Source organism: Rhizobium sp. WYCCWR10014 (genome assembly GCF_001657485.1).
Taxonomy (GTDB): Bacteria; Pseudomonadota; Alphaproteobacteria; order Rhizobiales; family Rhizobiaceae; genus Rhizobium.
The window spans coordinates 26,669-41,447 of the sequence record NZ_LXFU01000039.1; the positions used below are offsets into that span (position 1 = coordinate 26,669).

Annotated in this window: 9 protein-coding genes and 1 tRNA gene; 3 read left to right on the plus strand and 7 right to left on the minus strand. The window is 61.1% G+C overall.

Annotated features, from left to right (window positions below; genetic code table 11):
• The first annotated feature begins 174 nt into the window (after positions 1 to 174).
• Positions 175 to 1,170 carry a nucleotidyltransferase and HEPN domain-containing protein gene (locus tag A6U98_RS21315; RefSeq protein WP_064652525.1) on the plus strand — a complete coding sequence of 332 codons (996 nt, stop codon included), beginning with the start codon at positions 175 to 177 and terminating at the stop codon, positions 1,168 to 1,170.
• A gap of 346 nt (positions 1,171 to 1,516) precedes the next feature.
• Here A6U98_RS21315 and A6U98_RS21320 read toward each other — a convergent pair.
• Both A6U98_RS21320 and A6U98_RS21325 read right to left on the minus strand, forming a co-directional pair.
• Positions 1,517 to 1,593 (minus strand) — tRNA-His (locus tag A6U98_RS21320).
• A gap of 130 nt (positions 1,594 to 1,723) precedes the next feature.
• A complete protein-coding gene (locus tag A6U98_RS21325) occupies positions 1,724 to 2,173 on the minus strand; it encodes a phasin (protein WP_003545621.1) in 450 nt (149 codons plus the stop codon).
• Between the two features lie 213 nt (positions 2,174 to 2,386).
• Here A6U98_RS21325 and A6U98_RS21330 point away from each other — a divergent pair, with 213 nt between their 5' ends.
• Positions 2,387 to 6,238: an ATP-binding protein gene (locus A6U98_RS21330; protein WP_064652527.1), complete on the plus strand. Its 3,852-nt coding sequence runs from the start codon at positions 2,387 to 2,389 to the stop codon at positions 6,236 to 6,238.
• A gap of 215 nt (positions 6,239 to 6,453) precedes the next feature.
• Here A6U98_RS21330 and A6U98_RS21335 read toward each other — a convergent pair whose 3' ends face one another.
• Positions 6,454 to 8,406: an acetoacetate--CoA ligase gene (locus A6U98_RS21335; RefSeq protein WP_064652528.1), complete on the minus strand. Its 1,953-nt coding sequence runs from the start codon at positions 8,404 to 8,406 to the stop codon at positions 6,454 to 6,456.
• Between the two features lie 280 nt (positions 8,407 to 8,686).
• On the opposite strand from A6U98_RS21335, the gene A6U98_RS21340 reads away from it, so the two are divergent.
• Positions 8,687 to 10,579 (plus strand): AsmA-like C-terminal region-containing protein, encoded by a 1,893-nt coding sequence (locus A6U98_RS21340; RefSeq protein WP_064652530.1) that lies wholly within the window; start codon positions 8,687 to 8,689, stop codon positions 10,577 to 10,579.
• Positions 10,580 to 10,610: 31 nt separating this feature from the next.
• On the opposite strand, the gene A6U98_RS21345 is transcribed toward A6U98_RS21340, so the two are convergent.
• From A6U98_RS21345 to A6U98_RS21360, 4 genes are all read right to left on the minus strand, one after another.
• Positions 10,611 to 11,429, minus strand: coding sequence for an ABC transporter permease subunit (locus A6U98_RS21345; protein WP_020048525.1), 819 nt, complete (start codon positions 11,427 to 11,429; stop codon positions 10,611 to 10,613).
• 3 nt (positions 11,430 to 11,432) lie between these two features.
• The gene (locus A6U98_RS21350; RefSeq protein ID WP_003545610.1) at positions 11,433 to 12,344 is read right to left on the minus strand and encodes an ABC transporter permease subunit; all 912 of its coding nucleotides are present in this window, start codon (positions 12,342 to 12,344) and stop codon (positions 11,433 to 11,435) included.
• 4 nt (positions 12,345 to 12,348) lie between these two features.
• Positions 12,349 to 13,491, minus strand: a complete 1,143-nt coding sequence (locus A6U98_RS21355; RefSeq protein ID WP_064652532.1) for an ABC transporter ATP-binding protein — start codon at positions 13,489 to 13,491, stop codon at positions 12,349 to 12,351.
• Between the two features lie 89 nt (positions 13,492 to 13,580).
• Complete coding sequence (locus A6U98_RS21360) at positions 13,581 to 14,678, minus strand: polyamine ABC transporter substrate-binding protein (RefSeq protein ID WP_064652534.1); 1,098 nt, start codon at positions 14,676 to 14,678, stop codon at positions 13,581 to 13,583.
• Between the last annotated feature and the right edge of the window lie 101 nt (positions 14,679 to 14,779).

Below are 14,779 nucleotides of genomic sequence, written 5' to 3' on the forward strand. Positions count from 1 at the left end.
ATTCAAGACAGTATAATCTAAGCCGGATTTCATGCTTTGTTCGCCCCAAGGCATGGCGTTCCAACTACGCCGAATTCAGACAATCCTCGTCCCTAAGCGCTTGAAGCTTTTCATCAATCCTCAGCGTGGGGTTGGCAACCGGATGAGACGTAAGGGCAAAACTGGAGTTGAGCGATGCTAAAATTGCCAGTAGACGATATTGGATCTTTCGCCTATCGATTGCTTATGAAATCGTCGCTTGAACATATGCCGCTTCGCAAGCAGCGAGAACTCGGCCGCGTCCTGGAAATCCTCCACGAGGAATTCGAGGACGCGTTGAAAGAGGGTACCGCCGATTTCAAGAAGCGCGGCAGGATCCTGAAGATCATTCTGTTCGGCTCCTACGCCAAGGGCGGATGGGTCGATGAACCTTTCACCATGAAGGGGTATCGCTCCGATTTCGATCTGCTGATCATCGTCAACAACCGCAAGCTCTGCGAGTTCGCCGAGTACTGGTACAAGGCCGCCGACCGCCTCATTCACGACGCCTCGATCGAAACGCCGGTGAGCTTTATCGTCCATTCCAGACGCGAGGTGAATACCTACCTCAGGGAGGGGCAATATTTCTTCTCCGACATCCGCAAGGAAGGCATCGTTCTCTACGAACTGGACGATGAGCCGCTGGCGGAGCCCGAACCGCTTCCGATCGAGGATCGGCTCCGCGTCGCGAAGGAGCATTTTGATCACCGGTTTAAGGCAGCATCGAAATTCTACAAGGGCGCGATGTTTTATTCGCGAGAGAGCGATTTCAACGAATCTGCCTTCTTGACTCATCAATCGCTCGAGCAAGCCTATTCCTGCGTCGTGCTCACTCTGACCAATTACGGCCCACCATCGCACAACATCAAGTTCCTGCGCTCGATTGCGGAGGAGCAGGACCGCCGCCTCGCCGAAGCCTTTCCGCGCGATCAGCACAAGGAACGCGCCTGGTTCAACACACTGAACGAGGCGTACGTGAAGGCGCGCTACTCGAAACATTACGAGATCAGTGAAGAGGCGTTAGGCTGGGTTCACGAGCGAACGACCGTGCTTCTCGAACTGGTCGAGACGGTTTGCGAAGGGCACCTGGAGACCCTTAGAGGAGTAGTTGGCAGCGACATAATCAAGCGAGATTCGCTTTCATGCGATTGACCAACTGCGCGAACGGAATTCGCCATCTCGGGCACGACCGGCTACAAAATCTTCAATTCCTACAAAGATGATGGCCCGGAAGCCCTGAACGGATCTGTCTTGCGCCCGGTGCGCTGCGCCAACCAACTACCTCAGCCGGTCGAGTCGATGATCATCTGGCAAAAGAAGCCGCATTGGGGTGCCAGGAAGGTCAGAGAACTGCTGGTCAAGCGCCTACCCAGCGATGTGCGCGTGCCGTCATGCAAAGGACTTTGCGATCGATCGACGACCCGTTTCTGCACGAGGTTGCCACCCATGTCTTAGGGACGATCTGTTACCTATGTCTTCGATATGGACAAGTGGGAGATGGTACGGTTGGGGGGTCTCGAACCTCCGACCTCAGGTGCCACAAACCTGCGCTCTAACCAACTGAGCTACAACCGCATAAATCGCGCTTGGCGCGACGGGGGTCACATACGAGGACTTGGAGATGAATTCAAGCCCCATTCCTCGTCAATATACAAAAAGGCTGGACGCGAGGTCCAGCCTTTTATCTCCGATCGGTAAAGACCGATCAGGCAACCTTGAAGGAAGCCATGGCCTTTTCGGCGGCGTCCTTGGAGGGCTTTGCGAGCTTTTCGGCCACCTGCTTGGTGGTTTCCTGGATCGACTTGGCCTGCTCGACGGTGAGTTCGGCCTGCTTGCGGATGAACGAGGTCTGCAGCTCGAAGAATTCGGCCGGCGACTTGACGCCGAGCAGCGCTTCGAAGTGCGACAGCGAGTTCTCGGAATTGATGCGCAGGATGTCGATCGCCTTCAGGCCGATCTCGACCGAGCCGGCCTGAGCCGTCTGGACGGTGGCTTCGAGCGTCTTGCCGGCTTCCTCGCCAGCGGTCTTCAGCTTGGCATAAGCGTCTTTCGACTGCTGAGCGCCCTTTTCGGCGAATTCACGGAAGGATTCCGTGAACTTGGACGGGTCGAAAGAAGCGATTGAAAAAACGTCGTCGGTCTTTATGGTAGCCATGGGTCGCATCCTTTGGGTTGAGGCAGCCGCTGCCTGCGTTAGTTGGATGATGCTTATATAAGACATTTCATTGTGCATTGCAACAATTATTGTGCAGTGCACAAGACGTTAACCTTTCCGGCCGAAAACCCCCTCCTCTTCTGGACCGGCATGCGCCCCGCAGTTATTAATAAGCCGTTAATTTAAGAAGGCCGACAGCGACAAGGTTCGAACATGCCCGCAGTCCAATATCCGTTCATCGATATCGCCGTGCATGCACGGGTGCGGGAACGCTTTTCACGCGGCGAGGCCATGGTGCTGTTTTCGGCCGATCTTGCGCGTCTGCTCTGGGCGAACGGTGCGGGTGCGGAGCTTTTCGGCCATTCGGCAGTCTATGACCTGCTCGATCAGGGGGTCGACCGCGCCGACATCACCTTCCGCCAGCTGGAAACGGCGGCGCGCCAGCTGACCGATATCGGCGACAGCCGCAGCCTGATGATCCGCATCACCAAGGGCTTCCAGCGAGCACAGGTGCAGGCGGCGGCCGAACTGATTCGGCTTTCCCAGGGAGAAAAGGCCATCCTGTTTTCGGTGCCGGTCTCGGCAAAGCCCCTCGCGGCCGGCGCATCGGCCGCCCAGATGCTGCAGGGACTCGATGATCCCGACACGCATATGGCGGTGATCGGTGCCAATGGCGAGGTCATCGCGGCTTCGCCGGGCTTTGCCTCGCTCGGGATCTCCGAGCAGACGGCAAAGACCTTGATCAACCTTGCCGGCGCGCATCCCGACCGGTTGGTGAAGCGACCTGTCGCGACCGCCAGAGGCAATCTTCCGGCCGCGGTCGGCAAGCTCAGCGACGATCCAGCGCTCAATCTGCTCTTTGCGGTGGAGGCCGCGATCGGTCATCTCGACCCGCTCGACGCGCCCACGCTCGATCCCGTCGATGCGCCCGCGCATCCAGTCGATGCGCCCACACAGGAAGAAAGCGCGCCGCCGGCCGAAGTGCTTCAGGACGACCCTGTCACCCCAGCAGGCTTTACCGAAATCATCGACGTGGTTTCGGGGATCGAAGAGGTCGAGGAGACGCTCGAGGAGATCGCCGGCGAAAGCGAACAGCCGGCCGAGACAGCCGCGGCATCCGCAGACGAGGCGGTTGAAGAGACGCCTCCTGCCGCGGATGCGGAGCCGAAGAGCGACGGCAACATGATCGATAGCGGCGCGGATGAGGCCACCGAGCCCGCCGCGGTCATTGAGGACGATTTGACCTCCATTGCGGAGACGGTGGAAACGGTGACGGCGGAACCGCTTGCCGAAGCCGGCGAAACGCCTGTCGAAGAGGCGCCGGCAGCGGTTCACGAAGAACCCGCCATCGCACCGTCTCTCGTCCCCGATACGCCCCCTGCCCCTGAGCTTGCGGCTGAGCCCGGCTTCGTCTTCAGGCCGAATAGCCGCGCCACGCGCTTCGTCTGGAAGATCGACGCCGAAGGCCGGTTCACCGAGGTCAGCCACGAATTTGCCGAGGCCGTCGGTCCGCATGCGTCCGATATCATCGGCTCTGCTTTCGGCGATGTCGCCGCCCTCTTCAATCTCGATCCTGACGGCAAGCTTTCCGAGGCGCTCGCCCGCCGCGACACGTGGTCGGGCAAGACGATCCTCTGGCCCGTCGAAGGCACCAGCCTCGTCGTTCCGGTCGATCTGGCGGCGCTGCCGACCTATACCCGCAACCGCGACTTCGATGGCTTCCGCGGGTTCGGCGTCGTGCGGCTTTCCGATGCACAGGAAGATCCGCTGGCGCTCGGCCTGACGCTTGGCCCTGATGGTATCGGCCATGATGCAGCGAGCCTCGGCCCGGTGGCAGAGCCCGTCGCCGAAGTGGCAGGTGAAGCGGAAGCCGCCCCCCAAGAGGTCTCGGCCGAAACCATCGAAGCGGAAGAGATCGACGACCAAGCGTTTACGGCAGCCGAGCCGGAGACCGAAGAGACAGGACCGGAAGAGATCACTGCCGAAGAGGCGATCGTGGAGACATCAGCGCCGGAGAATGCCGTAGAAGAACAGGCGGTCGGCGCCGACGAAGCACCTGCCGCCGAGCCGGCAGCGGATGTTTCGGACGAGCCGCCGGCGCTTCGGATTTCGGAAACGCCCAATCGCCGTTTCTCCGACAAGATCGTTCAGCTCCACAACAGCGGCGCCGGACTGACGGCTGCCGAACAGGCCAATTTCCGCGAGATCGCCAAGCGCCTCGAAGCCTTCGGCGCCAACAAGGACGAGCCTAGCAGCCCGGCGCCGGCGGAACCCGCGGTCACGGAAACGGCCGGCTTCGAAGAGGCCCCCGGACCCGAAGCGTTCGAGGCCGAAACACCCACCACTGAGCAGGCGGACATACCGTCTGACGAGGAGATCGCGCCGCAGGAGGCGATTTTCGAGAATGCCGTCGAGGCGGAGCGCGAAGACGATGGCGCCACCGAAGAGCCGAACGTTATATACGAGGACGAGGCAACGGAAGGGCTGGAGGAGACGGCCAGTCAGATCGAGGTTCTCACCAGCTTCATCCCGCCGCGCATCAAGATGACGGACGGGCTTTCGGTGGGAACGGTCGACCAACTGCCTGTTGCCGTGCTCATCCATATCGGCGATGCGCTGATCCATGCCAATCCGGAATTCATGCGGTTGACGGGCTACGGCACGCTCGAGGCATTACGTGAAGTGGGCGGCATCGAAGCCCTGCTGCAGCGTCGCGAACTCGAGGAGAATGCCGCAGGCTCCGGCACTATGATGCTCGTCAAGGCCGATGATACGCTGGCGCCGGTGACCGCGCGGCTGCAATCTGTGCGCTGGGAAGACGCCAACGCCCTGATGCTGGCGCTGATGCCGGTGGAAGGCAAGGAAGATGGCCGCAGCGACGCAAGCCGCTCCGATGGCCGCTCTGAAGGCCGCCCCGAGCGGATGGTCGAGAAAGTCGCTAAACTCCAGGTCGAAGTGGAAGAATTGCGCTCGATCCTGGAAACGGCGACCGACGGCGTCGTCGTCATCGGCACGGAGGGCGACATCCGCTCGATGAACCGGTCGGCCAGCGCGCTTTTCAACTACGACGAACAGGAGACGCGCGGCAAACCCTTCGTCATGCTATTTGCCCATGAGAGCCAGAAGGCAGTCATCGACTATCTGAACGGCCTCTCCGACCATGGCGTGGCAAGCGTGTTAAACGACGGGCGCGAAGTGATCGGCCGCGAGGCCGCCGGCGGCTTCGTACCGCTGTTCATGACGATGGGCCAGCTCACCTCCTCCAACGGCTACTGCGCGGTCATCCGCGATATCACCCAATGGAAGCGCACCGAGGACGAGCTGCGCAACGCCAAGGGTGCGGCCGAAACCGCCAACGCCCACAAGACCGATTTCCTCGCCCGCGTCAGTCACGAGATCCGCACGCCGCTCAACGCCATCATCGGCTTTTCCGACATGATGGCCGGCGAGCGCTTCGGGCCGATCGGCCATCCGCGTTATATCGAATATGCCAACGACATCGGCCGCTCCGGCCGGCACGTCCTCGATATCGTCAACGACCTGCTCGACATTTCGAAGATCGAGGCGGGCGAGATGGATCTCGATTTTGCCGCCGTCGGCCTCAACGAGGCGGTCTCCGAGGCCGTGGCTCTGGTACAGCCGCAGGCGAACGGCCAGCGCGTCATCATCCGCACGGCGCTGTCGCATGCAGTGCCCGAGGTCGTGGCGGATCTGCGCTCGATCAAGCAGATCGCGCTCAACATCCTGTCGAACGCCATCCGCTTCACCCCGTCAGGCGGGCAGATCGTCGTTTCCACCTCCTATGAGGCGAATGGCAGCGTCGTCCTCAGGGTCCGCGATACCGGCATCGGCATGACGCGCAGCGAGCTCGACCAGGCGATGAAGCCGTTCCGGCAGGTCTCCTCGACCCAATCGCGTCATCGCGGCGACGGCACCGGGCTCGGCCTGCCGTTGACCAAGGCGATGGTGGATGCCAACCGAGCCACCTTCTCGATCAATTCGGCGCCGAACGAGGGCACGCTCGTCGAGATCACCTTTCCGTCGCAGCGGGTGCTGGCCGGTTGATAAAGAAAAGGCAGCCAGGAGGCCGCCTTTGAATTTGGTGCTGTTCAACAAGAGCTCAGTCGATCAACGTCATGTTTCGGAGGCCCGAAGGCCCCAGGCCGCATCGTTCATGTGCGGCCCCCAAGTTAGCTTCACCTTTGACAAACCTTTCTTAACGAAAGGTTTCCATGACAGGAAATTGATAAAGGGTGAAAGCTTGTAATCTACGATCGCTGTCAATCCTTCAGCTCGCTTAGCCCGGCGAAGAGCCCCAACGCCTCTGGATTGGCAAGCGCTTCCTGGTTCTTCACCGGCCGGCCGTGAACGACCTCGCGCACGGCAAGCTCGACGATCTTGCCGGACTTGGTGCGGGGAATATCGGCAACCGCGATGATCTTCGCCGGCACGTGCCGCGGCGAGGCGCCGGTGCGGATGCGGGTCTTGATCGCCTTGACGAGATCCTCGGTCAGCGTCACATCCGGGGCAAGTCGGACGAAGAGGATGACGCGCACGTCGTCGTCCCAGTCCTGGCCGATGCAGAGCGCCTCGGCCACCTCCTCCATCTGCTCCACCTGATTGTAGATCTCGGCCGTGCCGATGCGAACGCCGCCAGGATTGAGCGTCGCATCCGAACGGCCGTGAATGACAAGGCCGCCATGCTCCGTCCATTCGGCGAAATCGCCGTGGCACCAGACATTGTCGAATCGTTCGAAATAGGCGGCGCGATATTTGGCGCCGTCGGGGTCGTTCCAGAACATCACCGGCATCGAGGGGAAGGCCTTGGTGCAGACGAGCTCACCTTTCTCCCCACGTACCGGCTTGCCGTCATCGTTCCAGACGTCGACCGCAAGGCCGAGGCCGGCCCCCTGGATTTCGCCGCGCCAGACCGGCTGCAGAGGATTGCCGAGCACGAAGCAGGAGACGATATCGGTACCGCCTGAGATCGAGGCGAGCTGTACGTCTTCCTTGATGCCCTCGTAGACGAAGGTGAACCCTTCTGGCGACAGCGGCGAACCGGTGGAGGTCATCAGCCGCAGGCTGGAGAGATCGTGGCTCGCGCGCGGCGTCAGCCCGCCCTTGCGCACCGCATCGATATATTTCGCAGAGGTGCCGAAGATGGCGAATTTTTCGGCCTCGGCATAGTCGAACAGCACGTTGCCATCGGGGGCGAAGGGCGAACCGTCGAACAGGCAGAGCGTCGCGCCGCTGGCGAGACCGCTGACCAGCCAGTTCCACATCATCCAGCCGCAGGTGGTGAAATAGAACAGCTTCTCGCCCGCCTGCAGGCCGCAATGCAGCCGCTGCTCCTTGAGGTGCTGCAGCAGCGTGCCGCCGGCCGAATGCACGATGCATTTCGGCACGCCTGTCGTGCCCGACGAAAAGAGGATGTAAAGCGGGTGCGAAAAGTCGAGCCGCGTGAACTCGACCTCCCTTGCCTCATAGGGCGCGACAAAGGCCTCAAGCGTTAAAGCCCCCGGCATCTTGCGCGCCACGGCCTCCGCATCGCCGGCGTAGTGGACGATGACCGCGGGCACACCCAGACTTTTTGCGACCGTGGCGACCTTGGCGCCGACATCCTGCAGCTTGCCGGAATACCAATAAGCATCGCAGGCGATGAACAGCTTCGGACCGATCTGGCCGAAGCGGTCGAGCACGCCCTGCTCGCCGAAATCAGGCGAACAGGACGACCAGATGGCGCCGATCGAAGCGGCGGCGAGCATGGCGGCGACGGTTTCCGGCATGTTCGGCATCATCGCGGCGATGCGGTCGCCCTTGCCGATGCCGAGTGCTGCGAAGGCCTGCTGCAGCTTCGAGACCAGCACATGGAGCCGGTCCCACGACCAGCGGTCCTCGGCTTTGTCCTCCCCGCGGAAGATGATGGCATCGCCCTCGCCGCGGCCCGACAGCAGGTTTTCGGCGAAGTTCAGCGTCGCATCGGGAAAGAAGCGGGCTTCCAGCATGCGGTCGCCATTGGCAAGCACCTTTGCGCCAGGCTCTCCCTTGACGCCGCAGAAATCCCAGACGGTCGACCAGAAATTCTCCCGCTCGGCCACCGACCATGCATGCAGATCCTCAAAGCCCGAAAGAGAAAGCCCGAAATCGGCATTGCAGCGCTCCATGAAGGCATGGATCGGGCTTTTTGCAACGGCATCCTCCGAGGGTACCCAAAGTGGTCTGTTATCCTGCATTCAATCCTCCTCCCCAATACCGTCTTTATATCATGCTGCATTGCATTATAAAGTGCGGAACCGACGCGATCCGGCGCGATCCGATACCCAGCGTATCGGTCCGGAGATCGGAATCGATTTTCTGAAAGCACGATGCGAGGATTGAAAGTGTTACAGCGTCGTTTGTGCGTCTTAAATGACGCGTGGGGCACCCTATGGGATTTGCATATGCCTGGCATTTCCTATATCCGGCGAAATCAGCGCATAACGGGATGACCGGCTGAATTTGCCGGCGGAGATCATGAGCACGTCAAGACATCGCAGGTGGCGCAGGAAGATCGGACCCGTTTCGCGCTGGCTTCCGGCCTTCGCCCGCCTGTCGACGGTGTTCCTGCTGATCGCGCTGGCGCTTTTCGTGGCGCTCAGGGTTGCGGCCCCCTATCTCATCTCGACCGGCTTCGTGCGCTCCGGCATCGAGGACACGCTGTCCAAATGGACGGGCTACCATGCCGAGATCAAGGGCAGTCCGGTTCTCGAATTCTGGCCGACGCCACGCATCACGCTGAACCAGATCACCATCCGCCAACCGCGCGAAAGCGGCGACAAGCTGCTCGGCAGCATTGAAAGCCTGTCGGCCGATTTCAGCCTCATCGATGCGTTGAGGGGCCGGACGAGCTTTCACGAGTTCCACCTGGTGCGCCCCAAGCTGGCGCTCACGCGCGACGAAAAAGGGCTGATCGACTGGAGTTATGCCGGCCTGCTCGCACGCGCGATCAGCGGCGTACGTTACGAAAACGGAGCTGAGGTGCTCGATCCCGATCTCGATGCCGAGATCGGCGCGGTAACCGTCGAGGACGGCACGCTTGTGGTAACCGACATCGAGTCCGCCACGACCTATCATTTCGACAGCGTCACCGCCGATATCGCCTGGCCGAGACTATCCGGCGGGATCTCGGCGGTGGTCATCGCCCGTATCAACGGCGAGGACCTGAAAGTCGATTTCGCCTCGCGCCAGCCGCTGCTCGCCTTTGCCGGCAGGAATGCCGAGACACGGACGTCGCTCACATCAAACCTTTTGACCGCGCACTTCCAGGGCATTGCCAGTATCGCGAGCCTTTCGGCCTTTTCCGGCAATGTCACCGCCAGCATTCCCGATGTGCCCGCACTTCTGACATGGTCGGGCAAATCGATCCCCGGCATCGAAACGCTTAAGAGCGCCTCGCTGGAATCCGACATCATGTCGTCGGGCAACGGGCTGCGTTTCAACAATCTCAGCCTCTCGCTGAACGAAGCGAGCGCCACCGGGGTGATGGACCTCTTCACCCAACCAGGCAAACGGCCGAAAATCGGCGGCACGCTTGCCTTCGACCAGATGAACCTCAAGCCCTTCCTCGACGCCTTCGCGCTCAGGCTCGCGGCCGGCGAGGCGGAGGACATTTCCACCGGCATAAGCGGACGGCTGCGGGCGCTGGATGTCGACGTCAGGCTTTCCGCGCGGCGCGCGCAGATGGGTCTCTTCGAGCTTTCGGATGTCGGCGCCAGCATGATCGTTGCCGGCGGCGAGGCGAAATTCGATATCGGCGACAGCCAGTTCGAAGGCGGTGAAATGACCGCGCATCTCGAAGCAACGCAGCGCGACTTCGACGGCGGCGGCAAGCTGCAGCTGTCGATCCGCAATGCCGACTTCGCAGCCCTTGCCGAGCGCCTGCAGCTGAAGGGTCCGCTGCCGCTTGCAACCGGATCGCTCGATCTCGACCTGCAGTCGCCGAAGGCGATCTGGACGACCGGCCTTGCCGACGTCACCGGCAGGCTGCACTTCTGGACGGGAGAAGGCACGATTCCCGGCATCGATGCCGCAGCACTTCGGACGCAGGCGGCCGAAAAGCCGTTCTTTCCGCTGAGCGCGGCAGCAGGCGGCGCCTTCGCCTTCAACCAGCTCAACCTTCAGGCCGATTTTGCCAACGGTTCCGCCGAAATGCACGACGCCCGCATCGCCGGCGCCACACAGACGCTGACGCTTTCCGGCGTCATCACCTATCAGTCGAACGGGCTGGCGCTTTCCGGATCGCTTGATGCAACCGATCCTGCCAAGGCGGCGGAGCTACCGCTTCTGCCGTTCTTCATCGGCGGTTCATGGCCGAACCCGGTGATCTCGCCGGTTCCGCTTTTCGGCAATACGCCTCAGGCGCAATAAAGCGCGTCACACGGCATCAAGCAGCCATAGGTCATGCGCCGGCGGCGGCCGCACGCTCGTCCCGCTGGCGCTGGATTTCACGGCGCTTGGTGACGACCGAGGCGCAGATGACACCAACGGTCACGATCGCGATCAGGATCGTGCACACCGCATTGATCTCAGGCGTCACGCCGAGGCGCACCTGGCTGTAGATCCTCATCGGCAGCGTGGTGGCGCCTGGCCCCGACGTGAAACTGGCGATCACCAGGTCGTCGAGCGACAGGGTGAAGGCAAGGATCCAGCCGGAGAGCACAGCCGGCGCGATGATCGGCAGGGTGATCTCGAAGAAAGTCCGCACCGGCGGCGCGCCGAGATCCTGCGCCGCTTCCTCGATCGATTGATCGAAGCTCAACAGGCGCGACTGCACGACGACGGCGACGAAGCACATGGTCAGCGTCGTATGCGCGAGCGTGATCGTCCAGAAGCCGCGGTCGAAACCGATCGCGACGAAGAGCAGCAACAGCGACAGGCCGGTGATGACGTCGGGCATGACGAGCGGCGCGTAAATCATGCCCGAAAACAGCATGCGGCCACGAAAGCGGGTGTAGCGCACCAGCGTCAGCGCCGCCATCGTGCCGAGGATGGTTGCGACCGTCGCCGACAGCAGGCCGACACGGATCGTCACCCAGGCGGCGTCAAGCAGGCCCTGGTTCGAGAGCAGCGAGACATACCACTTGGTGGAGAAGCCGCCCCAGACGGTGACGAGCTTCGATTCGTTGAAGGAGAAGATCACCAGGAGCACGATCGGCAGGTAGAGAAAGGCAAAGCCGAGCGTGACGGAGATGATGTTGAAACGGGTCCATTTCAGCATGAGTTATTTCCCCCGCTCTTCGGCCTTGGCCTGGGCGTTCTGGAAGAAGACGATCGGGATCACCAGGATCATCAGCAGGATCGTTGCGACCGCCGAGGAGACCGGCCAATCGCGGTTGGCGTTGAATTCGTTCCAGAGCGTCTTGCCGATCATCAGCGTCTGCGAACCACCGAGCAGGTCGGGAATGACGAATTCACCGACGGCGGGAATGAAGACCAGCATGCAGCCTGCCACCACGCCGGGGATCGACAGCGGAAAGGTGACGCGCCAGAAGGCCTTGATCGGCGTGCAACCAAGATCCTGCGCCGCCTCGATCAGCGTACCGTCCATCTTCTCCAGAGCCGAATAAAGCGGGAGCACCATGAAAGGCAGATAGGAATAGACGATGCCGATATAGACGGCGGTATTGGTGTTGAGGATGATCAGCGGGCTGTCGATGATGTGCAGCGACAGGAGAAGCTGGTTGAGAAGCCCTTCCGGCTTCAGGATCGCGATCCAGGAATAAACGCGAATCAGGAAGCTCGTCCAGAACGGCAGGATGACCAGCATCACCAGCGTCGGACGGATGCTGCGCGGCGCTTGCGCCATGCCATAGGCGATCGGATAGGCGATCAGCAGTGTGAGGAAAGTGGAGATCCCGGCAATCACCACGCTCGAGACATAGGCATTGAAATAGAGCGAGTCCTCTGTGAGGTAGCTGTAATTGTCGAAAGAGAGCTCTCCGATCTTGCTCCAGAGCCCGGCCCAACCGTCGGCAAGTGAGAAGACGGGCTCGTAAGGCGGCATGGCGATCGCCGTCGTTGACAGCGAAATGCGGAAGACGATGAAGAAGGGCGCCAGAAAGAAGAGCAGCAGCCAAGTGTAGGGGATGGCGATGACGAGGCGATTGTAGAGGCCGGAGGTGAGCTTGCCCATCATGTCAATCCTTCAGCAGAATGCCGGCGTTCTCATCGAAAGAGACCCAGACTTCCTGGTCGTAGGTGAAGGGGTCGTCGACGGAGCGCTGCGCATTGAGGGACGAGGCCTTGACGATATTGCCGCTCTGCAATTTCACATGGAAGACGGTCATGTCGCCGAGATAGGCGATGTCCCAGAGTTCGCCCCTGGCGGCGTTGACCAAAGCGTTGGCAGGAGGCGTGCGCCCGACCCGCATCTTTTCCGGCCGGATGGCGAAGCCGACGGCGCTGCCGGCCGAGGGTGTCTCGGCGGCGGCAACGCGCACGCTGAAGCCGCTGTCGATGGCGATCTCGATGGTGCCGTTGCCCGATGAGGTGACCTTGCCGTCGAAGATGTTCACGTCGCCGATGAAATCCGCGACGAAGCGGGAATTCGGCGCCTCGTAGATCTCCGCCGGCGTCGCCACCTGCACGACCTTGCCGTGGCTCATGACGGCGATGCGGTCGGCCATGGTCATCGCCTCTTCCTGGTCGTGGGTGACGACGACGAAGGTGAGGCCGAGGTTCTGCTGCAGGTCCATCAGCTCGAACTGGGTTTCCTCGCGCAGCTTCTTGTCGAGCGCGCCGAGCGGTTCGTCGAGCAGAAGCACCTTTGGGCGCTTGGCAAGCGAGCGCGCCAGCGCCACGCGCTGGCGCTGGCCGCCGGAAAGTTGGTTCGGCTTGCGGGAGGCGAACTGCTCCAGCTTGACCAGCTTCAGCATCTGCGAGACGCGGTCAGTCATCTCGTCCTTCGACATGCCGTCCTGCCTCAGGCCGAAGGCGATATTCTTCTCGACCGTCATATGCGGGAAAAGCGCATAGGACTGGAACATCATGTTGACCGGCCGCCTGTAGGGCGGCGTGCCGGCCATGTCGGTGCCGTCGAGAACGATTTCGCCCGAGGTCGGCTGCTCGAAACCGGCGAGCATGCGCAGGAGCGTCGACTTGCCGCAACCCGACGCGCCGAGCAGCGCGAAGAACTCGCGGTGATAGATATCAAGCGACAGATCATCGACGGCGGTAAAATCGCCAAAGCGCTTGGTGACATTCTTGAAAGCAATGAAGGGTTTTGCAGACGGATCGGTCCAAGGCGCAAAAGCGCGGCGGATATTGCCGAGAGACTTCATATTATTCCCCGAAATACAAGGTTCTGCCGGCCTCCACCCCGGCCGGTAATTGAAAGGCCCGGACGTTTCCGTCCGGGCCCAAGGCTGAATTACTGGCCGGTCACGACCTTCGTCCAGAGGCGCGTCCCCAAGCGCTGCGTTTTCGGATCCCACGGCTTGACGGTGAAGAGGTTCTTCATCACCTCCTCGGTCGGATAGATCGCCGGGTCTTCCAGAATCTCCTTGCTGACAAACTGCTGCGAAGCCTTGTTGCCGTTGGCATAGAAGGTGTGGTCGCTGGCCTTGGCGATGACCTCAGGCTTCATCATGTAGTTCAGGAACTCGTGGGCTTCCGCGACATGGGGCGCATCGGCGGGGATCGCCATCATGTCGAACCACATCTGGGCGCCCTGCGAGGGGATCGAATAATTGACCTCGACGCCGTTCTTGGCTTCGGCCGCACGGTCACGTGCCTGCAGCATGTCGCCGGAATAGCCGAAGGCGATGCAGATGTCGCCGTTGGCAAGCGCATTGATGTATTCGGACGAGTGGAACTTGCGGATATTGGGGCGGACGGCCGTGAGCAGCTCTTCGGCCTTCTTGAAATCCTCAGCCTTTGTGGAGTTCGGGTCGAGGCCGAGATAACGGAACGCCGTGGAGATGACGTCCTTCGGCGTGTCGAGAACGTAAATGCCGCAATCCTTGAACTTTTCGGCGACCTTCGGATCGAAGATCACTTCAAGGCCGGGCTTGACATCGGGGCCGAGGATTTCAGCGACCTTCTTGACGTTGTAGCCGATGCCGTCCGTGCCCCACATGTAATCGACCGCGTGTTCGTTACCGGCGTCATATTCGGCGGTGCGCTGCTGGATCACATCCCACATGTTGGAAATGTTCGGCAGTTTCGACTTGTCGAGCTTCTGGAAGACGCCGGCCTGGATCTGGCGCTGCAGGAAGTCGGCAGTGGGAACGACGACGTCATAACCCGTGCCGCCGGCAAGCAGCTTGGTTTCCACGGTCTCGTTGGAATCGAAGGTGTCGTAGACGACCTTGATGCCGGTTTCCTTGGTGAAGTCGGTCAGGATGGAGTCGTCGATATAATCCGACCAGTTGTAAACGTTGACCACGCGCTCCTGCGCATAGGCCGGCGCGGCAGCAAGGAGTGCGGTAACGGCGGCGGCCGTCACGCATAGGATGGTTGACCTCATGACTTCTCCTGTTTTTTTCAAAGATTCCGCACCCGGGGCATCTTTTCCCTCTGGTTTTCGACGCAGACTAAGAAGGAATTTCTAAGCCCACAAGCGCAAAA